Annotated in this window: 23 protein-coding genes; 17 read left to right on the top strand and 6 right to left on the bottom strand. The window is 53.6% G+C overall.

The genetic code is table 11. The features are described 5' to 3' along the window. Position 1: 1 nt before the first annotated feature. Entirely contained in the window at positions 2-280 is a 279-nt protein-coding gene (locus ACR0MI_RS22820; protein ID WP_170619832.1) for a hypothetical protein, read from the bottom strand. Positions 281-376: 96 nt separating this feature from the next. Between ACR0MI_RS22820 and mgtE the strand changes: the two genes are divergently transcribed. The 3 genes from mgtE to ACR0MI_RS22805 are packed head-to-tail and all read left to right on the top strand — an operon-like array spanning position 377 to position 2762. Next, entirely contained in the window at positions 377-1741 is a 1365-nt protein-coding gene (gene mgtE, locus ACR0MI_RS22815; RefSeq protein WP_170619833.1) for a magnesium transporter, read from the top strand. 58 nt (positions 1742-1799) lie between these two features. Beyond that, positions 1800-2249 (top strand): CBS domain-containing protein, encoded by a 450-nt coding sequence (locus ACR0MI_RS22810; protein ID WP_170619834.1) that lies wholly within the window; start codon positions 1800-1802, stop codon positions 2247-2249. 21 nt (positions 2250-2270) lie between these two features. Beyond that, positions 2271-2762 (top strand): NUDIX hydrolase, encoded by a 492-nt coding sequence (locus tag ACR0MI_RS22805; protein ID WP_170619835.1) that lies wholly within the window; start codon positions 2271-2273, stop codon positions 2760-2762. An 86-nt stretch (positions 2763-2848) separates the two neighbouring features. Here the strand turns inward: ACR0MI_RS22805 and ACR0MI_RS22800 are convergent, their stop codons facing one another. Then, positions 2849-3400, bottom strand: coding sequence for a 2OG-Fe(II) oxygenase (locus ACR0MI_RS22800; protein ID WP_170619836.1), 552 nt, complete (start codon positions 3398-3400; stop codon positions 2849-2851). Between the two features lie 192 nt (positions 3401-3592). Between ACR0MI_RS22800 and ACR0MI_RS22795 the strand changes: the two genes are divergently transcribed. The 5 genes from ACR0MI_RS22795 to ACR0MI_RS22775 all read left to right on the top strand — a co-directional run bounded on the left by ACR0MI_RS22795 (position 3593) and on the right by ACR0MI_RS22775 (position 8062). Further along, the gene (locus ACR0MI_RS22795; RefSeq protein WP_170617471.1) at positions 3593-3934 is read left to right on the top strand and encodes a hypothetical protein; all 342 of its coding nucleotides are present in this window, start codon (positions 3593-3595) and stop codon (positions 3932-3934) included. A 270-nt stretch (positions 3935-4204) separates the two neighbouring features. Further along, positions 4205-5095 carry a hypothetical protein gene (locus ACR0MI_RS22790; protein WP_170617470.1) on the top strand — a complete coding sequence of 297 codons (891 nt, stop codon included), beginning with the start codon at positions 4205-4207 and terminating at the stop codon, positions 5093-5095. Positions 5096-5144: 49 nt separating this feature from the next. Next, positions 5145-5450, top strand: a complete 306-nt coding sequence (locus ACR0MI_RS22785; RefSeq protein WP_170817387.1) for a CBS domain-containing protein — start codon at positions 5145-5147, stop codon at positions 5448-5450. 190 nt (positions 5451-5640) lie between these two features. After that, on the top strand, positions 5641-6609 hold the full coding sequence (locus ACR0MI_RS22780; RefSeq protein ID WP_170619839.1) for a zinc transporter ZntB: 969 nt from the start codon (positions 5641-5643) through the stop codon (positions 6607-6609). Positions 6610-6730: 121 nt separating this feature from the next. Continuing rightward, the gene (locus ACR0MI_RS22775; RefSeq protein WP_170619840.1) at positions 6731-8062 is read left to right on the top strand and encodes an MFS transporter; all 1332 of its coding nucleotides are present in this window, start codon (positions 6731-6733) and stop codon (positions 8060-8062) included. A 115-nt stretch (positions 8063-8177) separates the two neighbouring features. On the opposite strand, the gene ACR0MI_RS22770 is transcribed toward ACR0MI_RS22775, so the two are convergent. Further along, positions 8178-8396 carry a hypothetical protein gene (locus tag ACR0MI_RS22770; RefSeq protein WP_170603634.1) on the bottom strand — a complete coding sequence of 73 codons (219 nt, stop codon included), beginning with the start codon at positions 8394-8396 and terminating at the stop codon, positions 8178-8180. Positions 8397-8607: 211 nt separating this feature from the next. On the opposite strand from ACR0MI_RS22770, the gene ACR0MI_RS22765 reads away from it, so the two are divergent. The 4 genes from ACR0MI_RS22765 to ACR0MI_RS22750 all read left to right on the top strand — a co-directional run bounded on the left by ACR0MI_RS22765 (position 8608) and on the right by ACR0MI_RS22750 (position 11610). After that, a complete protein-coding gene (locus ACR0MI_RS22765; RefSeq protein ID WP_170603646.1) occupies positions 8608-9108 on the top strand; it encodes a Dps family protein in 501 nt (166 codons plus the stop codon). A 47-nt stretch (positions 9109-9155) separates the two neighbouring features. Beyond that, positions 9156-9443, top strand: coding sequence for a sll1863 family stress response protein (locus ACR0MI_RS22760; protein ID WP_170603648.1), 288 nt, complete (start codon positions 9156-9158; stop codon positions 9441-9443). Positions 9444-9487: 44 nt separating this feature from the next. Next, the gene (locus ACR0MI_RS22755; protein WP_170603650.1) at positions 9488-10750 is read left to right on the top strand and encodes a DUF2254 domain-containing protein; all 1263 of its coding nucleotides are present in this window, start codon (positions 9488-9490) and stop codon (positions 10748-10750) included. 317 nt (positions 10751-11067) lie between these two features. After that, on the top strand, positions 11068-11610 hold the full coding sequence (locus tag ACR0MI_RS22750) for an alpha/beta fold hydrolase (RefSeq protein WP_170612373.1): 543 nt from the start codon (positions 11068-11070) through the stop codon (positions 11608-11610). Positions 11611-12231: 621 nt separating this feature from the next. On the opposite strand, the gene ACR0MI_RS22745 is transcribed toward ACR0MI_RS22750, so the two are convergent. The 3 genes from ACR0MI_RS22745 to ACR0MI_RS22735 all read right to left on the bottom strand — a co-directional run bounded on the left by ACR0MI_RS22745 (position 12232) and on the right by ACR0MI_RS22735 (position 15328). Then, positions 12232-13506, bottom strand: coding sequence for an adenylate/guanylate cyclase domain-containing protein (locus ACR0MI_RS22745; protein ID WP_480855660.1), 1275 nt, complete (start codon positions 13504-13506; stop codon positions 12232-12234). Between the two features lie 564 nt (positions 13507-14070). After that, complete coding sequence (locus ACR0MI_RS22740; protein ID WP_170612369.1) at positions 14071-14679, bottom strand: HupE/UreJ family protein; 609 nt, start codon at positions 14677-14679, stop codon at positions 14071-14073. Positions 14680-14683: 4 nt separating this feature from the next. Then, the gene (locus ACR0MI_RS22735) at positions 14684-15328 is read right to left on the bottom strand and encodes a HupE/UreJ family protein (RefSeq protein ID WP_170612367.1); all 645 of its coding nucleotides are present in this window, start codon (positions 15326-15328) and stop codon (positions 14684-14686) included. 692 nt (positions 15329-16020) lie between these two features. Here ACR0MI_RS22735 and ACR0MI_RS22730 point away from each other — a divergent pair. From ACR0MI_RS22730 to ACR0MI_RS22710, 5 genes are read left to right on the top strand one after another with little or no spacing between them, the layout of a single operon-like run. Next, complete coding sequence (locus ACR0MI_RS22730) at positions 16021-17598, top strand: ABC transporter substrate-binding protein (protein ID WP_480442278.1); 1578 nt, start codon at positions 16021-16023, stop codon at positions 17596-17598. A gap of 55 nt (positions 17599-17653) precedes the next feature. After that, entirely contained in the window at positions 17654-19207 is a 1554-nt protein-coding gene (locus tag ACR0MI_RS22725; protein ID WP_170612363.1) for an ABC transporter substrate-binding protein, read from the top strand. Beyond that, positions 19208-20176 carry an ABC transporter permease gene (locus ACR0MI_RS22720; RefSeq protein ID WP_170612361.1) on the top strand — a complete coding sequence of 323 codons (969 nt, stop codon included), beginning with the start codon at positions 19208-19210 and terminating at the stop codon, positions 20174-20176. Further along, positions 20173-21087: an ABC transporter permease gene (locus ACR0MI_RS22715; RefSeq protein WP_170612359.1), complete on the top strand. Its 915-nt coding sequence runs from the start codon at positions 20173-20175 to the stop codon at positions 21085-21087. Before ACR0MI_RS22720 ends, ACR0MI_RS22715 begins: the two co-directional genes overlap by 4 nt. Beyond that, positions 21084-22772: an ABC transporter ATP-binding protein gene (locus ACR0MI_RS22710; protein WP_170817391.1), complete on the top strand. Its 1689-nt coding sequence runs from the start codon at positions 21084-21086 to the stop codon at positions 22770-22772. Before ACR0MI_RS22715 ends, ACR0MI_RS22710 begins: the two co-directional genes overlap by 4 nt. The last annotated feature ends 192 nt before the right edge of the window (positions 22773-22964 follow it).

Below are 22964 nucleotides of genomic sequence, written 5' to 3'. Positions count from 1 at the left end.
TCTACTCTATGCAGTCATCGTTGGCACGTCTGTAGTTCACAAACGAATTGGCGCTCATCACGACATAAAACGTGTCCATGTCTATTAACACGTACCCAAGTTCAAAAAGTGCAACCGACAGTGCACGGATGTCTGTTTCGTATAAACGTCTACGCCCTGCGATCCGACGGACGAGCTTGTCCGGGATTCGATAGCGCCCATTTGGCTTACCGCCAAAGTCCTGATCATAAAGTTCGGCCAGGCGTGCGGCGGTTATAGATATCCAGTCATGTTCAAGCATGATTTTTAACTATATTGACGAAAAAAATTTGTCTATAGGCAAAAATAATCTGCTATAGAGCTTTCACTGGCCAGAATCTCCACCAATGAAACGAAGATGAGAGACACCGATACTATCCCGAGGGAACTGGAAACGCAGTTGCAGCAAGCCCTGGCAGAGCGTGACGGGGCTGAACTCGCACAGCTGCTTGATCCGCTTCCGTTGAGCGATGCCCTGCGTGAACTGCTCAATCTGCCAGTAGAGCAGCGGAGCGCCGCACTATCTTTGCTGCCACCGGAACTAGCTGCCGAACTTGTCGAAGAGGCGCCGAACGCGATGGCGGTCGATCTTGTCGAGCGCATGGAGTCGGAGCAGGCCGCAGAGGTCATCGAAGAGCTGGATTCTGATGTTCAGGCCGATGTCATCGGAGAGCTTGAAGACGCAGACGCAGAAGCGATCCTTACCCGGATGGATCCTGAGGATGCCGCAGATGTTCGTCGGCTGGTGGAATATGAGGACGATGTTGCGGGAGGCCTCATGGTTGCCGAAGCCTTCACGTTTTCCGAGACCGATACAGTGGGAAGAGTGCTCAGGCGCTTCGCCAATGAAGAGTATGACCTTGAACGCTATCGGGGTCAGCATCCCTATGTGCTGGATTCGAATGGTGCCCCAATTGGCGTGGTCTCATTGCGCAGCCTCGTGTCCACACGCCGAAGCGCGCGTTTGACCGATATCATGGTGCCCCCAATTACCGTCCCAGCCAACATGCCGCTGGAGAAACTGGAAGACTTGTTCGATGAACACCCGTTTCTTGGATTACCGGTCGTTGAAGCGGACGGGCATCTGGTGGGTGTCGTCTCGCGGTCTGCCGTCGATGAAGCCCTGCTGGAACGTGCAGAATCGGCCAGCCTGAAACGCCAGGGTGTTTTCGGCGATGAACTTCGGTCGATGCCGCTCCCACTTCGGGCGAGGCGACGGCTTCAATGGCTCTCGGCCAACATTGTTCTCAATGTGATCGCGGCCAGCGTAATCGCCGCGTATGAACAAACCCTTGCCGCAGTGATCGCGCTTGCAGTGTTCTTGCCGATGGTGTCCGACATGAGCGGCTGCTCGGGCAATCAGGCCGTAGCCGTCAGCATGCGCGAGTTGTCCCTCGGCCTTGTCCGGCCCATCGACGCCATGCGTGTCTGGTTCAAAGAAGTGTCGGTCGGGGTGATCAATGGGTTCGTTCTCGGGCTTCTGATCGGCGTCGTTGCCTGGATGTGGAAAGGCAATCCGTTTCTGGGGCTGGTGATTGGTGGAGCACTTGGGCTCAACACCGTCGTCGCCGTGTCCATTGGCGGTATTCTACCATTGCTGTTGAAGCGTATCGGTCAGGACCCCGCCGTCGCCAGCGGCCCTTTATTGACGACTATAACCGACATGGCGGGGTTCTTCCTCGTCTTGAGCCTTGCAACCGCAATGATGCCACTTCTGGTTTGACGTTCTCCCGCACCCGAACCATCAGTTTGGTCGGGCGCATTCTTACGAGGAAAAAAGAATGACGATCTCAAGCATTGTCGAAGCACAGAATCTAAAAAGACGCCCATTCTGCGACGCTGACACAACCGTATTCGAAGCTGCGGTCGCGATTGCACTTTTGGAAGTGAATGCCCTCGCTGTACTTAAGAATGACAAGTTAGTCGGGATCATCACGGATCATGATGTGCTGCTGTGCCTCGCGGATTCAGGGTCCTCCTTTTACGAGCAAACCGTGAATGACTGGATGACAGAGAAACCAATCACATGTGCGACTGGTTCGAAACTTTCAACTGCTCTCAGTCTGATGGCGAAACACGACATTCGAAACTTGGTCGTCACTCAACGCGGCGAGCCTTATTCCGTCGTGAGCAGCAAAGAGATACTTGCACGGTTTCATGAGGAAGACGAATTGGAACTGAAAGTGTTGCGCGACAAGGCACGCAATACACCTGATCGATCAGTTGTTTGAGGGGTAAAGGCATTTGCGAATATGAGCAAAACCAGGAAGGCCGCCCGAACGACAGGTAAGCTGTATGCGCAGGTTGCAGCGCTACCTTTGAGATTGTCAAACGCTTCCAAGGTAGAGGTGTTGCTGGTGACGTCCAGAGATACAGGACGTTGGGTCCCGCCAAAGGGATGGGCGAACAAGAAAAAAAGTCCGTGGTCGTCCGCGAAGATCGAAGCCTGGGAGGAAGCAGGCGCTTTGGGCGCTATTTCCAAAACACCGCTTGGGACATTCGACTATTTCAAACTCCTCGATGACGGCACCGTAATAACTTGCCGCGTGACACTCTATCCGATGGTCGTGAAGAAACTCAGCAAGAATTGGAAGGAAAAACACGAGCGAAAAAGGTGCTGGTTCTTGCCAGAGCACGCGGCCCGGAAAGTGAGAGAACCGGAGTTGGGTGCAATGATTTCAAGTATCGAGGCTCCGCCCGACTGGTTGCTGACAGTGTTGAAGAAATACCCCAGTGTCCAGTGAGCACATATCTGCCCGCCCTGGAGTGTGACATAGTTTTGGATCAATCTGGAAAAGCATGACAGTGGTATAAAAGCATGACAGTGGTATCAGCGAAATGCCGGGCCATGGGCCCAGACGGTCAATGAGCGTCGTTGACCATGCTCCACTGGCGTCACCTGATGGAGCAGGAAGCTCGGGAAAATAGTCGCACAGCCCTGATAACGGCTGGCCGTGACCGCATAAGCACCGGGCATGATTTCCAGGTCACCACCGTCGTACATTCCCGGTTTGCTGAGCTGCACGACCAGCGTCAGCTTGCGTTTCCGAGCGGTCGGCCCATCCCCGATATCAGAATGCCATGCAAAATGGCCTCCAACTGATGCCTTGTAGCAGGCAATTTGCGGACTTTCGGCAAACTCTTTCAGGTCGAAGCCGAACTTGTCAGCATTGGAACGACGCACCACTTCAATCAGCCGCGCCATCACCCACTCTGTGCCTTGAACATCATCCAACCACGTCACATCTGCCCTGCGCAAGTTGTGGTCCTTGTTCTGCCCGACGAGCAGAGCCTCGTTCGTCGGGGCTGTTTTTGACTCAGCAACAATCTGCTCACATTCCCGTGCGGAAAATGCACCGGGAATCGAATGAACTTCCAACATTCTGAACACCATTTTTGATTGGTGCTGAATTTTGCCAATCCACGCTTATGCCGCTGCGCTGTTTTCGACCTAAGAGATCGAATGCGACGTAAAACTTCACGTAACTTCAATTGTTTTCATCCGGGTGATCAAGAGTAGGAGTATTTTGCGCACGGGGTCAGCGAAAACATAAGGTGCAGCGAATGACTGTTCATGGGACAGGCCATCGAGCGCTCTGTTGAGCCGCTCCCATTTTACTACCATATTCTGGCTATCGGACACATGATGAACGAGGAGTGGGAGCGGATGTTCGATGCCGCTAGCAAATCAGTGGTCAACGGTTCCAGCGTAGGACACGGCCTTTTGGCGGTTGCGTATGAAGGGATGGGAAATCGCGAGGCAGCGGGTGTCCATTTGGAGCGCATGGGCGCGGGCTGGCCTATGCTGGCTAGCGACCCCGCCAAAGCGCTAAAGGCGCAACATATCGATCCAGGGATAAGCGCGGCATTTATTGAAGGTTTAGAGCGAGCTGGTTGGGCGCCCGTCGCTCAATAACGCATGGTTAAGACTTCAAACAATGGATCACCCAATGGGCTTCTGTTGCCAATACATAGTGCTGACCGACTGCCTCCAATCGCGATACAATGCGAGCTGTTATGGGATTACACTGACCTGTTAAAAACTTGGGACCGGTGAAAATTCTCAGAATATTCGAAAGGTTCTGTTTCGTACGGACTACAGTGAACTCACGACGAAAAGCCGCTTAGTGGAGGAACAAGGGTGCCGAGTAAGTTCGATGGAGGAGTGCTCTCTTGGAGTACAGCGTTGGCAATTTGCACAACAGCCGTACTCGTCGTACTGCTTGGCGGTCAGGTCGTTGCGTTTGGTGGTATCGCGGCAGTCGCGGGTTTTTCAGCTGGTTTTTTAGGGTCTGTTTTTTCAAGTCTTGTTTCTAATGCCAGAACAATGGCGATGGTGATGGTGAGCATACTGGTATGCACACTCTTCCCGCTTCAGTGGATTGCCTTTCTTTGTGGTTTTGTCTTGATCAGCTGGGCTGCTTTTGAAGGGTACAAGTACGGTGGTTTTGCGACAGTTCCTGCATTGAACGGATTGCTCTTGTACTTACTGATCCCACCCGACGAGCGTATTGCCGTTCATGTTTTGGTTTTTCTAGCCGCGGCAACAGTCGGTAGTTTGCTCAGCGCTTGGCTTAACTTGGCGGGATCAGCAATACGACCCCCCATGTCTTTCAAGGAAGCAATTTCTGTCTGGCTATTCTTAATTGTCGGCATGAGTTTGACGTCGTTTCTCGCTCACGTAATTGGAAACCAAAAATCCTATTGGCTTTCGTTACTGTTCGTATTCCGCGTCTTGGCTCCACTTCAAAAAGTGCCTGATGCTGCATTGCGGTTTGGGGTTGGCGTGGCGCTTGGGTCTTTGGCAGCCCTATGTTTCGAGTTCAGCGGCTTGTCGCACCAAGTCTTATTGATCCTCGGGTTTGCTTCCGCTGTCATAGGCGTGCACAAAATCGGTGGTAACACGCTATGGACCGCGATGTTCTTTACTGTTGCCACTCTGTTGGTGACGGCCCCAACGATTGAGTTTGCGGTGTTCCGAATAGAAGCCGCGGCGATGATAGTCTTTGTAGTCGGAGGGCTATCATTCCTGATCAGTTGGTGTTGGGAACAGATAGAAAGTCGTTCCGAAAACTAAAACCGCAAATCTTCCCCCTTTTTGATGCCCCCAACGTCTTCTTCGGAAAATGACCTCATGGCAGATGCGGGCTGATCATGATATTCTGTTGTGCCTCGCCGACTCCGGCTCTTCATTTTATGAACAAACTGTTAGCGATTGGATGACCGAAAAGCCTGTCACTTGCGCTTCAGGATCCAGCTTATCAAAGGCTCTTAGCCTTATGGCAAAACACGGTTACAGGAACCTTGTTGTCACACGCGGAGGGGGTCCGTTTGCGGTCGTCAGCAGTAAAGAAATCCTCGCGCGTATTCACGACGATGATAAAGCTGAACTGGAAGCGCTGAGGGAAATGACCCATTACACATCGGATTGATCGCATACCTGATACCTTTCAAAAGATGAACGCGCTTTGGTATTCTTAGTGTTCATTGCGCCTTGTTCTGCCGGAAACCAATAGTGGCATAGGTCGCTAAACCATCTATGGTCTGTCCAGTTTAGGGGATAGTCCGCGAGCAATCTTTGGTATGCATTGGCTTCCCAATCGACGCAAAATAGGATTGCCAATGAACACACAAACAGTCACTCCCATCTGCGCGTTTGATATAGTAGCTGGCCAAGCAGTCCACGTCTCTTCAGAGTGGCCAGAACCCTTTGCAAGGCAGCAAAACGGTTACCGCTGGATTCATTTCGACCTCGCCGACAGCGGCTTAAGGCAATGGGCACACGAACAATTGCCAAACATAGCCGCGCAGGCATTGCTTCAATCGGAAACGCGACCACGATGTGATATGCACGACGATGGCATCATCTTGAACCTACGCGGCGTTAACCTGAACCCTGATGCGTCTCCGGAGGATATGGTTTCTCTAAGGCTCTGGGCTACGGAAAGAGCCATCGTATCTGCCCGTGTGCGCAAAGTCTGGGTAGCAGACCGTCTTCGTCTAAAAGCCGAAAGCGGTATCGGGCCAGAAAGTGTTGGTGCATTTTTGGCAGAACTTGCTGCGGGGCTCACAAAGCGGATTGAGGCTGTTTCGCTTGAACTTGAAGACGAGACAGACTCTCTCGAAGAGATCGGGCTTACAGGAAATGAAATCAAACCAGAGCGCATTGCGCGATTGCGGCAAACGGTGATCAAACTTCGGCGCTATATCAGTCCGCAACGCGATGCGCTCGATGCTCTATCCTCACTGAGAAGTAGCGTAATTCACAGCGACGCATCTGTATTGGTCAATGAAACCGCGAACCGCACTCGCCGTACGCTTGAGGAACTGGATGCAAGCCGGGACCGGTTGACAGCGCTTCAGGAGCAAATGAACGCCGAGCACGCGAATGCGCTTGCTCGAAACGGCTATCTATTGTCCGTCGTGGCAGCAATCTTTCTGCCACTTGGATTTCTGACTGGTCTATTTGGCGTGAACGTAGCTGGTATGCCCGGCTTGAACGCGCCCTTTGCCTTTTGGGCGCTGATGCTGGCTTCGGTTGCCATCGGAATTGCACTTTACATTGTGTTCAAACTCTCGAAGTGGTTGTAGTTAAAGTAGGTTGCCAAAGATTGACCAAACTGCTGGACCGAATGCCCTGAATTCCTTCGCAAAAACGTGTTTGCAAGCAAAATAGCTTCTCATTTCCCAGTTTGACATTAGGCTGGAACCGATGTTCCGACAGCTCTTACCGATATCAGCGCTGCTTCTTGGATCAGGGCTTCTTCTGTTCGCGGGTGGTGTCCATGGTCTGATACTTCCCGTTCGTGGCTCTTTCGAAGGTTTTTCCGCCAGCTCTCTGGGCCTTTTAGGAACGGGGTGGGCAGTTGGCTATGTAGCAGGATGCCTTGTTGCACCAAGGCTTGTTGGGGCAGTAGGACATATTCGAACCTTCGGCGTAATGTGTGCCCTCGCCGCCGTAACGATCCTTTTCCAGGCTGTGGTAGTAGAAACGTGGGCGTGGATACCGTCGCGCGCAGTTTCAGGATTTTGTTTTGCAGGCGCGGCAATGATCGTCGAGTCATGGCTCAACGATAAGGTTGAACCCAATACGCGTGGTACAGTCTTTGGCGTCTACACGATGGTTAACCTGGGTGCGGTGACAGCCGGTCAGATGGCTATCTCACTGGGAGATGCAACGGGTTTCATTTTCTTTGCCGTAGGCGCGATGGTGTATTGTTTGGCGCTTATACCAACTGCCCTGTCAACCTCGGCATCGCCAGCACCCCTGACATCTGTGCGTCTCGATCTACCGGCGTTGTGGCGAAACTCTCCAGTTGCGGTCGCCGCGGTCTTTCTTGTTGGCATTTCAAATGCAGCATTTGGGACCCTAGCTGCGGTGTATGCGGATCGCGTTGGGTTATCACTTACTGCAATAGCTTTGTTCGCGAGTATTCCGGTTTTGGCCGGAGCTTTTGCACAGGTCCCAATTGGATTTGCAAGTGATCGAATGGACCGGCGTAAAGTCTTGCTGTTTACAGCGGTTGTGGCTCTCGCTTCGGACCTGGCTTTCGTCCTTCTTGCGCCGGAGTCTCGCGTCATGAACCTTGCTTTGGTTGGGATGTTTGGCGCTGCAATTTTTGCGATGTATCCAATCATCGTTGCACATGCGAACGACCATGCACCGCCGGGCACCTCGATTCAGGTTTCAGGCGGGTTGCTGATGGTCTACGGGCTGGGATCGATTGCCGGGCCGCTGATAGCAGGTGTAGCAATGACTGGATTAGGGCCACAGGGCCTATTCATGACAACTGTGGCAGCGCATTGCCTGATGATCGTGTTTACGGTCTGGCGGATTATGGCCAAGTCAGCCGTACCTGAAAGTGAGAAGACCGCATTTCGCGTCAGCGCTCCTGCAAGGGTGGTTACGCCTGAAACTGCCGTCCTTGCTGTCGGTGAAGATGAAGCAATTTCGCTTGCTGACGCTGAGAGCGAGTTGGGCTCCAGTCCCGATGTGAAGGGTAGCCTGGCGCCAAGAATTAATGCTGAAGAAAGCCCTTCCTAATCTTCCCCTATGTGTTCGCGGCGCGCTAGGTTGGTCAACTACCGACGCGAGGGTGAGAATTGAACATCACCTTAATCAAACATGGTTTTCGCTTGGTGCTCTGTGGATGTTCCTGTCACTCATCCACAACACGAAACTCACCGGAAGGCGCATCAGTAGGTGGTTCTTCAAACTCATTGGAAATCAGACCGCGACGGATGAGTTCTCGAATGGCGGCCGCTCTGGATGGCAATCTGTTCTCGAACCGCCAATCATCGATGGTTTTAAGCTCTTCGAGGTCGAGCATCAGTTGTAGTTTTTCCGTGCGCTTTGGTGGTCGATTTTGATCAGACACTGGTATGACCTCAGTAGCTTACGTCAGTTACTCCAAGCATGTATGGCAATGGGCCTGTGTGTCTACATCAATCTTGGCATGTTGTGCCGGATACCCAGGATCATGAAGCGCCCCATGATGTGTCGGATACCTATATTAAGTATATGATTTTATTTGAAATTTTATGAATCGCTCTTAGGTTTTACTCCGCAAGCAACGAAACGGAGTGAAAATGATACAGCAAGTCTTGAAGTCTGAAGTTCAGGAAGAAACCAACGACACAGGCATCGACAAAAACGCCTGGATCGCCAACGCGGTGACGGAAGTACTGGCCGATACCATGGTCCTGATGGTGAAAACACAAGGCACACATTGGAACGTCGTGGGTCCGCTATTCCTGCCGATCCATGAACTGACAGAGCGTCAGTATCGCGACCTGTTCGAAGCTGCGGATGAATTGGCCGAGCGGGTGCGTGCGTTGGGTCAGGTGGCACCGATCTCGTTCACGGACATGGTTAGCCAAGCCAAGCTGACCGAAGAAGAGACGGTTAAAGATGCAGAGGGGATGATCAAACAATTGGTTGCAGACCACGAAGAGATTGCCCGGAACCTGCGTGAGACTGCCGCTACCGCAGCCCGTTATGGCGATGGAGCTACGGAGGATCTGATGAACGCCAGGATGGCGAAGCATGAGGAAGCGGTCTGGATGCTCAAGGCAATTGTTGCGGCCTAATGGATGGCTCCCCTCGATCTGAACCACCGTTTGAGAAGAAAGGAAAAATGATGACACGTGTTGGGTACGAGAAAAAGGCACAGCTGCAACTGGACAGTTGGAACGCCCAGATTGATGTTCTCGAAGCCAAGCTGAAGGTGGCTGAAGCGGATGCCAAACTAGAGCTCGAGGAACAGCTCAGCAAGCTCTACAAGGCAAGGTCTGACGCAGAGGCTCAACTGAATGATTTGAAGTCGACCAGCGACGAGGCCTGGGAAGATGTCAAAAAGGGCTACGAGGCTGCATGGGACGAAATGCAGAGTGCTTTGAAAGAAGCGGCCGACCGGTTCGCATAGAGCTGTGTTCGCTAAAGAAGCTCGTGTCGAGAATGGGGAACGGAATGCAAACACCTAAAGAATTAGTGAGGTACTTTCGCGGGTTCCTAACTATCCCTGCCGCCATCAGTCTTTCAGGGCTTTTGGTGGCTGGGATTGTCTTCAAAACGGAGCAAGCGCTCGTGAGTTGGGGTTGGCCCGCTTCCGATTGGATCAGAGTGTCCAATAGCACTGCGAGCGATGTACTGAGCGCAATCTCGGCAGCATCCATGTCCGCGTTGGTCATGGTCTATTCCATTGTTTTGCTGGTCTACACCTTGGCAGCAGGATCTATTGGGCCCAGGCTCTTGCAGCGCTTTGGCGAAGACAGGGTAAATCAGGTTGCAGTTGGCTCACTTGGAGCGACGTTTTTATACAGCTTGTTGATCTTGTGGCTGATACGCGATGACACATCCGTCAATTTGGCCGTCGCGATTGGAATAGTCTATTCGATCATCTCAGTTCTTTTGCTGTTGCTCTTCGTTCATACTGTTTCGACGCGCGTAACCATTGATCAGGAGGCGGCGCGGATTTCTGAAGCCTTGGATCGCCAAGTGAGCGCCGCAATCGAAAACAGTGCAGATATTCCGTCTTCAGAGGCAGTCCCTGAGGAGGGAGACAAGCGCCAAGTCTCGGCCGCGGGCACTGGATATGTGAATTCGATCAATACCGAAGGTCTGGTGAGTGCGGCCAAGGAAGCAGGGGCAGTCGTCGTTTTTGATGTGCAGCCAGGTGACTTCATGGTTCCAACGGACACTTTGGCCAATGTTTATGGTGATAGTGACGAGAGCCTGAATGATCTAGTGCAAGCGGCAGCTCCGTTGATCCCCGCGCGAGATCCTAATGGAGATATCCGTTTTTCTGTCCACCTCCTCATTGAAATCGCGCTTCGGGCTTTGTCGCCGGGTGTAAATGACACGTTTACCGCAATTGTGTGCATCGACCGTCTATCAGCATCTCTGGCTCGAGCGTGGTCATCCAAGCTCTGCACGGGTGTGTATCGGGATGACGACGGAAACGCGCGGGTGATTTACCCGTCCATCACGGCTGAGGCACTGTTTCAAGACTCGATGCCAGCTCTGCGACGCGCTGCCCGGGGCAATGGCCTCGTAACGGCCGCCCTTATTCGAGCTTTGGTGCGCATCGCGGAGGCAGCTCCAGAAAAAGATTTGTGGGCTGTTATGGAAGAACTATCTGGCGTCAGAGATGAGACGCGAGAAAGTGATATGCTAAAGCGCGATATTGATAAGTTTTGCGGCCAAGTAGAAACCGCAATTGAACGATTTTAGTCAACCGTCCTGGACCTTTGCAGTCCAGTTCGGCTGGGGGGTGGTTTGTGAGTGGGCCATCCCCCAACTTATAGAGAAATTTTAAGGCGCGCGCTCGGCTTCAAGTTCAGAAAGACAACCGGTGGGCCTCAAAAGAAATCGACAGCTTTGTTTACTTCTCGGGATATTCAAAGTCCATTTGTGAATGGCCGCTTCGGGCTGCAAACAGTCCATTGGATAGGGCTTGGGAAAAGGCTTTGCGAACCAAATTTGGAACGCTCTAGTGAACTTTCGCCAGATTTCTGTTATTTTCGTCATTCCTAAGCAAAGAGAATTCAATGCCGACGGTTAGCCTAAACGGTGCACAGATCCACTACGATGATACGGGTGGCAAAGGAGAGACGGTCGTCTTTTCTCATGGCCTTTTGTTCAGTGGAGCGATGTTTGAAGCGCAGGTTTCTCAACTACGAGATCGCTATCGGTGCATTACATTCGATCATCGAGGGCAAGGCAGGAGTGGCGTTACGGATGCCGGTTATGACATTGACACACTCACTTCGGACGCAGCTGCACTGATCAAGCATCTGGATGCAAAGCCGTGCCATTTTGTTGGACTAAGCATGGGCGGATTTGTCGGGATGAGATTGGCCGCGCGGGAGCCAAGCCTGGTCAAAACACTGACCCTGCTTGAAAGAAGCGCCGATCCTGAAGATTCCCAAAACGCTCCGCGCTACAGAATGCTGAACTTTGTGGCACGATGGATTGGACTATGGGCTGTCATTGGACGGGTGATGCCAATTGTGTTTGGCCGCACGTTTCTCGAGGACACTGAACGCGCTGAGGAAAAAAACCAGATGGTCCAAGGCTATTTCGGGAAATGATCGGATCGGCATTACACGTGCAGTCAAAGGCGTGATCGAACGGGCGGGCTGCATTGACCTCCTCGCTAACATTAAAGTTCCCGTCGGGATTGGCGTCGGGGACGAAGATGTGGCGACGGTTCCCGAAAGGTCCGAGCGCATCCATCGAGAAATCAAGAGTTCTGAACTGGTGGTGTTTCGCAGAGCGGGCCACTCGTCTTCCATTGAAACGCCCGGCCAGGTGACGGAATTAATCGAACGCACAATCCGAAGAGCGAACCGCCAAAAAAACTGAAGCTGATGAGCAGTTGGCTGCCAAGATCGGCACTCGAGCTACCGCAAGCGATATTGGCTTGGCTATGCATTGCAAAGGCGGGTCGGCGTTTTACGCCTCGAGCCCAGATGAAAACCTGATTTCCAAGTCGTGCAGTCGTCTATTGGCACATCAGGCGAGTCTCGCTTCCGAAGCTTACGCCTTCGCCCGCACCTTTAGCCGTGGAGACCTGTATGGTTTCATCCACCAAGGCATCGAATCCTAGAAGCGCAAGGTCGCTGGTTTGTGTTGGACCGACTTTGCAGGGGTTCGCTGACGCATAGCCGCGCCTCAACGAATGATTGCCAAAAGCCTAATGGAATTGAGCGTTATGTGACGATTTCGTAAGAAAAGACCTCTAAGTCTTCCTCAAAACCCCGCAGAGAATGCCGCCCCAATTTTTGCGGCTCTTCAGATACCAAGTTCACAAAATCGCCCGTTGCTAAAAGCCGCGCCTCAAGTTTTCGCGTCAGGCCCTCTAACCTGCTGGCTATAGCGACTGATGGGCCGGTTACCGTAAAATCCAAGCGCTTTTCAGTGCCAACATTTCCGTAGACAGCCGCCCCAGTGTGCAAACCAACCCCAAATTCAGCACGGTCTGATGGATCAAGTTCTTCATTCCTTTGGAACGCTTCACGCGCCGCGGACAGGGCTGCTTCGCACATGTCTTCGGGTAGTCTTCGTTGACCATCAAAAGGAAAGATCGCAAGCAACCCATCGCCAACGAATTTAAGAACCTCTCCGCCGTGATCGTGTACCGCCCCACCGACACAATCGAAGAATTGGTTAACCGTCGCGACATATTTTTCCGATGACAAGCGCTGGCTCAACGCCGTTGAGCCGCGCATATCGCTGAACAAGAGAGCACAGTCAATTATGCTGACATCTCCCCGGGCTATTTGACCGTTCAGTACGGATCGACCGGACAACTTGCCTAGATAGACCTCCATCAACTCAGCTGCCAAGAACTGCTCCGACAATACACGCGCTGCACCAAGCAAAGGTAAAGACAGCCGCGACAGACCATCTACCTCACGGTCTGTGAAGCCAGAGCGACGCTTTGTAGCAAAAGACACAGACGCGCCCAAAGCCCACTCCAACTCTCCGTCAAAGACAACAGTACGATTGCCGAATGGTGCACTGCATACGACATAGTCGGTGACGCCTGCTTCAGCGAGTTTTCGGAATAGCGGAAATTTGTCACGGGTCGCTTGATCAGTCAGATTTGCTCGCATGAAAGGAAACTTGATTGTGCCGTTCGCAAGTCCGTCCGCCAAGTCCCATACTTCCTTATTAAAGTGCTGTTTCGCAATCTCATTGGCCAATTTCGAATTCTCTCCGAAGGGTGCTTTGTCGAAGAGATCAGCCGTTACTGAGCTGCGTGGAAGAACAGTCCATTCAATACGATGGTTTGATGCATCCCAAGTTGCATCGAGCAATCCAATTACAGGGTGCATCATCAGGCGACCCAAGGAAACACGCGTGACCGGCACGCCACCATCGATCAGCCTGTTACTTAACTGCTCGACTAGTCCACCAAGGTCAGCATCAAAAAAGGCCAGCTTTTGCAGCCAATCTGCAATGCGGTCGAAAACATCCGCCATAACTTACACCTCCACCATCATCTTGTTACAGCCGAAAGCTCGTGTCATTCGGTTTGTCTTCGAACGCTCAGCTCTCTAGCGATGGGTTTGCAAATTCTCACGCGCGTTCGCTCGCGATATTGGCCAAAGCCCGTCAATTTTTCGAGCTAAGAAAAAGTGCCAGGCGCGACAGTCGATTGAGAAACGTGACTATTCAACTCTAAATTACTCTTTCCTAGGGCCTGTGCAGCGGTGCAACTAATGGCCGCTTTGTCCGCATTGCAGACGTTCAAGCAAGTTGCAGCGAGCGACCGCTAAGCGGACAAAGCCGCCGTTAGCCGCACTGCAGGGTTCAAAGACCTTCAGAGTGTCTGCTTGGCGAACAGAGCCGCCATCCGCTCAGCATAAGCCAACTACCGCTCTAAGCCCAGACCGGACATTCAAAACAAGACTTTGCCAATGTGGCTTTACGGAGGAAAGCGGTCATCTATTCAAGCCCCACTTGGTTATGCAAACTGCCCGAGCTGCCAATTGCCTCCTTCCCATGCTGGGTTGTCTGAGCCTACACGGTAGGCGTTAGTCAGTTCACGTAGAGAGATTTGCACCTGCGAAGCCGAGTGCCAGCATCAGAGATGACACGGCTCCAAGCCAAGCTGCAGCAACGCGGAAAGCAATTCCAACCCAAGGTTTCTTAAAGCGTTCTCTGACCCACAAGGACCCCCCCAATAGATACAAAAGACCAACATTGGCCCCGACTAAGGAGCCGGACATTGTGAACAATCTGTCTCTTAACGGCCCTGGCTCCGGGACAGACGCGTCTCCTATCAGAAATGCTCCGACGCAGACCAGTGCGATTGCAAACGGCAACAGTTTTTGGGGAAGAAGCGCGGCCGTCGAACACGCGGCAAAGGCGATTGCAAACATTTTTGCGTCGAGTTCTTCAAATCCGAAAGCTAAAACGAGGCCCGCAATATTCGCCACAAAAAAGCTGGGAAGCAGCCATTGCACCTGTTCCGGTTTGAACCCACCACCAAGCAAAGCAAGGCCCATAATGAGAAGCGCCTGCGGCGGTGTCGAAAAGGGGTGGATCAGCCCGACATAAAAGCCCTCAATACCGGGAAAGGCACTATGGGCCGAGGCAGGCCCCGCGACCAAAATCGCAAGTGGATAGCAGATTAGTCTGCACTTTTTCATTCTCTTAGGCTACACCGGTAAGAAACGCGATCCCGGCAAAAGCGATCAAGCCACCGGCACCCCTCACAGCAACTCTACCTGCAGGCCAGCGAACAAGCAGTCCGAATGCGATCCCAGTAAGGTGAAGCAACCCTGTCGAGATTACAAAGCCGACTGCATATGCAAATGCGTTTACCGTGGCCGGAAGTTCGGTGCCGTGCGCGTAACCATGAAAAATTGCAAAAGACCCCACAATAACCGCACATATCCAAATCGGCGGCTTGACAGCAAAAACGATCATTATTCCCAGTACAACAGCGGAAAGAGCAATGCCTGTTTCTATAGCAGGGATTGGAATACCGATAATTCCTGCTATCGCCCCGAAGGCCATGACCAAAGGAAAAACAACCGGCAAGATCCAGATTGCTGGCGCACCAAGAAACGCACCCCAGATACCAACTGCGACCATTGCAGCCACATGATCCCAACCGAGGATTGGATGCGTAAATCCTGCGACAAAGCCTCCACCATACCCCTCGCCAGAGTGGGCTTGCGCGGCAAAAGCAGTGAAAAAGTAAATCAAAGATATAGTGAGAAAACAGTAAGCTAAACGAGTTGGCAAAACGAACTCCTCATTCAAACAATCTACTGCAATTGTTAAGTCACGCATTCGAATAACTCAACATGACGTCAATGGTAAGTTTCGGCTTGAAGTAATCACTCTCTGCGGTGTGCGGATCGGCTGATTGCAGCCTAAATACTGACCTTCGATGAGCCAATTATTTCGCGCAGTCGCCCATGCCAATTGGACGGGAACGGATAGCGGTCATTGTTGGTGGTCATTCCGAGGCCTTTCGCCTGAAGGTCTGCATTGAGTGGCAGCGGACGTTCGCTGAAATCTTCTGAACGACCGAAGTGCGGACTAATCTGCCGTTGGTGTGTTCTGCTCGAACCACCGCTTTGTGCACTTTGCAAACGCGGCGAAAACACCTCGGGAGGATTGCAAATCTGGCAGCGAGACTAGGGCAGTGTGGCAATCGCTTCTAAAACCGAACACTTATCAAGCCTCTGAGAAGCGCAATTCCCGTCAGCGCTATCTGGGTTTTCTTATCGGTACGGGAAGCTTGATTTTTGCGGTTTGTTTTCGTCTCGCCTAAGTAATAGACACTTGATGCGATGTTTTCTGGGAGAGTGGCTGTCCTCCTAAAGTCCCGGGTCGCTTACGTTTAGAAATTCAGCACCGAGTTGAACGATTGACATGCATTTGCGGTTGGTATGCTATCCACAACCATAACGTTCGCAGAAATTTGCGACACAGTATCGTGAATTCAATGCGGTTAAACGACTGCAATATGGGAGAAAATGATGAAAAAACCAATACTCGTACTGGCGCTGTTGATGACGACGACGTCTTTGGCCACTGCCGAAACCCTGCGTTGGGCGCGCTCGGGCGATGCGCTGACGCTTGATCCGCATTCGCAGAACGAAGGGCCCACCCATACCGTGCGCCACCAGATGTACGAACCTCTGATCATCCGCGACACATCTGGCGCGTTCGAGCCCGCATTGTCCACCGACTGGAACCCCAGCGAAAGCGATCCGAATGTCTGGGTGTTCAACCTGCGTCAGGGGGTGAAGTTCCATGACGGTGCCGATCTTACCGCAGAAGACGTGGTGTTCAGCATCAATCGCGCGAAACAGCCGAACTCGGACATGAAAGAACTGATCAACTCGATTGTCGAGGTGCGCGCGGTCGATGACCATACGGTCGAGATCGTGACCGACGGTCCGAACCCGATCCTGCCTGCAAACCTGACCGACCTGTTCATCATGGACAAAGGCTGGACCGAAGCGAACAACACGGTCGATGTTCAGGATTTTGAAGGCGGCGAGATCACCTTCGCGACTACTAACGTGAACGGCACTGGTCCTTACAAGCTGGTCAGCCGCGAACCCGACGTAAAGACCGTCATGCATCGAAACGAGGATTATTGGGGCCGCGATCAGTTCCCAATGGCAATCAGCGAGATTATCTACACGCCCATCCAGAATAACGCGACGCGCGTCGCGGCTATGCTGTCCGGCGAGGTGAATTTCCTTCAGGACATGCCGGTTCAGGACTTGGAACGGGTAAACGCTGCGGATGGCCTTGTAGTCAAACAGGCGCCGCAGAACCGGGTGATCTTTTTCGGGATGAACCAGGGCGCAAATGATATCGAAGCCGACAACGTCGATGGCAAGAACCCCCTTGCAGATGTGCGCGTACGTCAGGCGATGTCCAAGGCGATCAACCGCGATGCCATCAAGCAGGTGGTCATGCGCGGTCAGTCGCAACCCGCCGGGATGATTGCACCGCCCTTCGTGAACGGCTGGACGGCTGATATGGACGCCGAAAGCAGTACTGATGTTGAAGCAGCAAAAGCGCTTCTGGCTGAAGCGGGCTATCCTGATGGCTTCTCAATCCGTCTTGACTGCCCCAATGATCGATACATCAACGACGAAGGTATCTGCCAGGCGGCCGTCGGGATGCTTGGTCAAATTGGCATTACCGTGAATCTGGATGCCAAACCCAAGGCGCAACATTTCCCGCTGATCACCGATGGAAAGACCGACTTCTACATGCTGGGCTGGGGCGTTCCGACATACGACTCGGAATACATCTTCAACTTCCTGGTTCATGGCCGTGAAAGTGACATCGGTACCTGGAACGGCACTGGCTTTAATGATGATGAGCTTGACGCCAAGATCAAATCGCTTGCCTCAAACACAGACCTTGTTGCCCGCGACCAGGACATAGCCGACATTTGGCGTGTAGTGCAGGATGAGCAGCTGTACATCCCGATCCACCATCAGGTGCTGAACTGGGGCATGGCTGAAAATCTGGCCATCGAGGTCGATCCCGAGGATCAACCCATGGTGAAGCACTTCGGTCTGAACTAAGCTGAGCGGCGGGCCTCGGGATGCGGGGCTCGCCGCCACATATGTGGGAGCTATTATGAGACGTCTGACCACTGCCGCGCTAATGTGTGCGCTTGCGTTACCCGTATCAGCCGAAGAGTTCACGTTTGCGGTCACGACCGACCCGCAAACGCTGGACCCGCATGCAGTCAATTCCGCCCCCGTTTTGGGGTTTCTGAATAACGTCTACGAAGGGCTCGTCCGTCGGGGCAAAGATATGTCCATCGAACCGGCGCTGGCGACCAGCTGGGAGACCATTGGTGACGGCGCAGGCTGGCGGTTCAATCTGCGGGAAGGCGTGACGTTTCATGATGGGTCTGAGTTCAACGCAGATGATGTGATATTCTCGTACCAGCGTGCCTCGGATGAAAATTCGGATACCCGTAGCTGGTTCGCTCCGGTCAGCGAGGTGGTGAAGGTCGACGACTACACCGTTGATGTCATGACGACCGCGCCCAATCCGATCTTTCCAGACAGCATCGCCAACTGGATGATCCTTGATAGCGGGTGGGCCGAGGCGAATGACGCCACATTGCCTGACAAAGAGGCTGGCAACCACGCGACACTGAACGCCAACGGCACCGGCGCATTCCGTGTCACTGCGCGAGAGCCGGGTTTGCGCACCGTTCTGGAACCATTTGACGGTTGGTGGGGTGAGGCAGAGCATAACCTGACCCGCGCTGAACTGGTGCCCATCCAGAATCCTGCAACAGCGCTGGCGGCGTTACTGTCGGGTGATGTGGACTTTATCAATCCTGTCCCAATTCAGGACGTCGCCCGGTTGCAAGGGAACCCGGACGTAAAGGTCATTCAGGGTATCGAAGCGCGCGTTATCATGCTGGGCTTTGATCAGCAGGAGGGCGCAAGCGAAGCAGGGCAAGGCAGTTCTGATCTGTTCCGTGACCCGCGCGTTCGTGAGGCCGTAGCCAAGGCCGTCAACGTGCCGGCCATCTTGCAAACCATCATGCGCGGCAACGCCGAGGTGGCGAGCCAACTTGTCAGCCCAGCAATGCGAGGGTTCTCGGTTGCAAACGCGGACCCGTATGCCTTCGACCCCGAAGGCGCGAAGGCGCTACTGGTTGAGGCCGGTGCTGAAGGCGCTGAAGTTAGCTTCAAATGTTCCAACAATCGCTACCTGAATGACGAGTCCGTCTGCCAGGCGATCACAGCCATGCTGACGCAGGTTGGATTGAAAGTAACACTCGATGCAATGCCCGTTCAGAACTACTGGCCGGAACTGCGGGCTGACAATTTCGACATGTATCTGCTGGGATGGTCGCCCGGGACTTTCGACGCCGAACATCCGGTGCGTTTTCTCGCCTCGACCCCCAATGAGGAAAAGAAACTGGGCTCTTGGAACTTTGGCGGTTACTCCAACGCCCGCGTGGATGAATTACTGCCAATGATCCAGTCCGAAATTGACGAAACCAAGCGTCAGGCGATGCTGGATAAGGTCGCAAGTATCTTGCAGGACGAAGTGGCCTATGTGCCCCTCTACGTCCAACCGCTGGTTTGGGGCGCGCGCAGCAATATCGAGTTGACGCAACGGCCTGATAACTTCTTCCTTCTGCGCTGGGTCACGGTCAACTAAATGCTGTCATACATTATCAGGCGTGTGGCCCAGTCGGCGCTGGTCCTTTTTGTTGTAGGCCTTGTTGCCTTTTCCATGTTCCGCTTTGTCGGCGACCCGATCGACAACATGCTGGGGCAGGAACGGACGATGGAAGATGTGGAGCGTCTGCGCAGCCAGTTGGGCCTCGATCAGCCGTTTCCGGTGCAATATGTGAAGTTTCTGAAAGAGGCCGTACAGGGCAATTTTGGCGTCAGCTTCCGTCAGGGCCGCCCGGTCGCCGAGATTTTGTCTGAACGCGCACCAGCAACGCTGGAACTGGCGATCGTCTCGGCTGTGTTCGCGATTGTCCTTGGCATCGCCCTGGGCGTTTTCACCGCCATCAGGCGGGATGGCTTTGCGGCGAATTTCATCATGTCGGCCTCACTGATCGGGGTGTCCTTGCCCACTTTCCTGATCGGCATCCTGCTCATTTATATCTTCTCGGTCGAACTTGGCTGGCTTCCCAGTTTCGGACGCGGAGAGGTCGTGGATCTGGGATGGTGGAGCACCGGTTTGCTGACCGCAAGCGGGCTTAAGGCATTGATTTTGCCTGCAATAACACTCGGTCTATACCAAATGACTCTGATCATGCGTTTGGTGCGGTCTGAAATGTTGGAAGTTCTCCGGCAGGACTATATCCGCTTTGCCCGCGCCCGTGGCCTGAGCGATCGGACCATAAACTTTCGCCACGCACTGAAAAACACGATGGTCCCGGTGATCACCATCATCGGCCTGCAATTGGGGGCCATTATCGCCTTTGCCATCATCACCGAGACGGTGTTCCAGTGGCCAGGCCTTGGCCTTCTGTTTATCAACGCAATCCAGTTCGTGGATATTCCTGTCATGGCGGCTTACCTGATGATGATCTCGGTCATCTTTGTTACCATCAACCTAGCGGTCGACATTCTCTACGCATTCATCGACCCGCGCCTGAGGGTCAGCGCATGAGTCGTGTAAGACGCATTCTGGACAGCGACCAGTTCTACGCCTTTCGCCGGTCGCCTGTGGCCATGGTATCGGCCGCGGTCGCGTTGGTTCTGATCCTCGCAACGATCCTGGCACCGCTGATTGCGCCGACGAACCCGTTTGACCCGTCCAGCCTGAACCTAATGAATGGCTTCACCCCACCGATGGAGCCGAATGCCTTTACCGGTGAAAGCTTCCTTATGGGCACCGACGATCAGGGGCGGGATGTGTTCTCGACCATCCTGTACGGGATGCGGATTTCGCTGTTTGTCGGGGTGGCCGCGGTTCTGTTTGCCATGGTTCTGGGGATCATTCTGGGCTTGCTGTCCGGCTATTTCGGCGGCTGGACCGAAACGATCATCATGCGCACGGCCGATGTGCAGCTGACTTTCCCGTCGATCCTTCTGGCCATGTTGATCTTTGGTATCGCAAAGGGCGTCACACCCGTTGAGTATCGCGACCAGATGGCGATCTGGGTGCTGATCCTTGCCATCGGCCTGTCTGACTGGGTGCAGTTCGCCCGTGTCGTCAGGGGCGCGACTTTGGTTGAGAAGAACAAGGATTATGTCGCCGCCGCGCGCATTATCGGGCAAAGCCCACTGACGATCATGCTGCGCCACATCCTGCCCAATGTGCTGTCACCGGTATTGGTGATCGCAACAATCTCACTGGCTCTGGCGATCATTGCCGAGGCGACGCTCAGCTTTCTGGGCGTTGGTGCGCCGCCTACGCAACCCTCGCTGGGTACCTTGATCCGCATCGGACAGGGTTTCCTGTTCTCGGGCGAGTGGTGGATCCTGTTCTTCCCGGCCTGCACTCTGCTGGCGCTGGCGTTGAGCGTGAACCTGCTGGGCGACTGGTTGCGCGATGTTCTGAACCCGAGGCTGAAATGACTGATCCCGTTCTTTCTATCCGCAACCTGACGGTGGAAATCCCGACCCGCCACGGCGTTTTCAAGCCGGTGGAGCACGTGACCTATGATCTGCATCCTGGCGAAATTCGGGGGGTCGTTGGCGAAAGCGGCGCTGGTAAATCCATGACCGGCAATGCTGTGATCGGCCTGCTGGACCCTCCGGCCCATGTGTCCGAGGGCGAGGTCTGGCTAAACGGTCGCAGGATCGACGAACTGGATGCAGAGGACAAGCGCAGAATCCGGGGCAAGGAGATCGGAATGATCTTTCAGGACCCGCTGACCTCGCTCAATCCGCTATTCACAGTGGGTCAGCAACTGGTGGAGACGATCCAACTGCACCTGGGCCTGTCTGCAACAGCGGCCAAAAAGCGTGCCATTGCACTGCTGGACCGCGTCTCCATCCCCGACCCGGCGGATCGGTTCAATCAGTATCCGCACCAGTTTTCCGGCGGGATGCGCCAGCGGGTTGTGATCGCCTTGGCCTTGTGCTCCGAACCCAGCGTCCTGATCGCGGACGAACCCACAACGGCCTTGGACGTGTCCGTTCAGGCGCAAGTACTGGACCTGATCAAGGAACTGGCGAAGGAGCGTCAGGTTGGAGTAATCCTCGTGACGCACGACATGGGTGTTATCGCCGACACCACTGATACGGTCACCGTCATGTATTCCGGCCAAGTGGTCGAAAGCGGCACGACCGATCAGATCCTTGGCGCGCCCACGCATGATTACACCAAATCCCTGATTGCCGCCGTGCCACGACCTCACACCAAGGTAGAACGCTTTCCGGTGGTCAGCTATGGCGAGCGGGCAAGAACCTTCAAGATTGATGATCTGGCGGCGCATTGGGACAAAACCGAGTTGTCAGAATCCGGTAAGCTGCTTGAAGTCGAGAACATCACGAAAACGTTCCTGCAAAAGGGCGGCCTGCTGCCATCGCAGCGGCGTTACTTCACCGCCGTCGATCAGGTCAGTTTCGACATTCGCGATGGTGAGGTATTTGGTCTTGTTGGCGAAAGTGGCTCTGGCAAGTCCACCGTCGCGCGGATGATCGGCACGCTGTATCCAGTGGACGGTGGCCGCGTGATCTTTGACGGTCAGGATGTGACGGCCATGGGAGCAGACTCCCTGCAGGCCTATCGCCGCCAAATTCAAATGATCTTTCAGGATCCTTTCTCCAGCCTCAATCCACGAATGAGGGTCGGGGACCTCGTGGCCGAGCCAATCCATCACCACAAAATCCTGCCCAAGTCCGCTATCGAACCGCGGGTGCGCGAATTGCTTGACTGGGTTGGGTTGGCCAAGGACGCGTGGCGTAAGTATCCACATGAATTTTCCGGCGGGCAGCGGCAACGCATTTGTATTGCCCGCGCCCTTGCAACTCAGCCCCGTTTTCTGATCTGTGATGAGCCGACCAGCGCCCTGGATGTGTCCATTCAGGCGCAAATCCTGAACATTCTCAAAGACCTGCAAGACTACCTCGGCTTGACTATGCTCTTTATCAGCCATGATCTCCCGGTCGTACGTCAGATGTGTGACCGAGTGGGCGTGATGCGTCATGGGAAGCTGCTTGAAGTTCAGAAGACGGACTCTTTGTTCGTATCTCCAGAGCATCCGTATACACGGGAACTTTTGGATTTGATGCCCCGGCTAAAGCAATTGGCGTAATTTTACCGACTTGGTCTTGCATCGGTTTTTTCAGAAGAAGTTGTTTGAAAGGTGCATGCGCAAACAATCAACGGTAGTTTAAACTCAAACACCGACTTGATATGGCTCCATCGCAAAGCATCTGGTCGATCCTGTAGGCCTAAGATTTTCTCAGGTTCAGATTTAAAACTTGGAGTGTTGGCTAAATCGACG

This window comes from Ruegeria sp. D4 (assembly GCF_056534475.1).
This window is presented reverse-complemented; position numbering and strand designations above follow the sequence as displayed.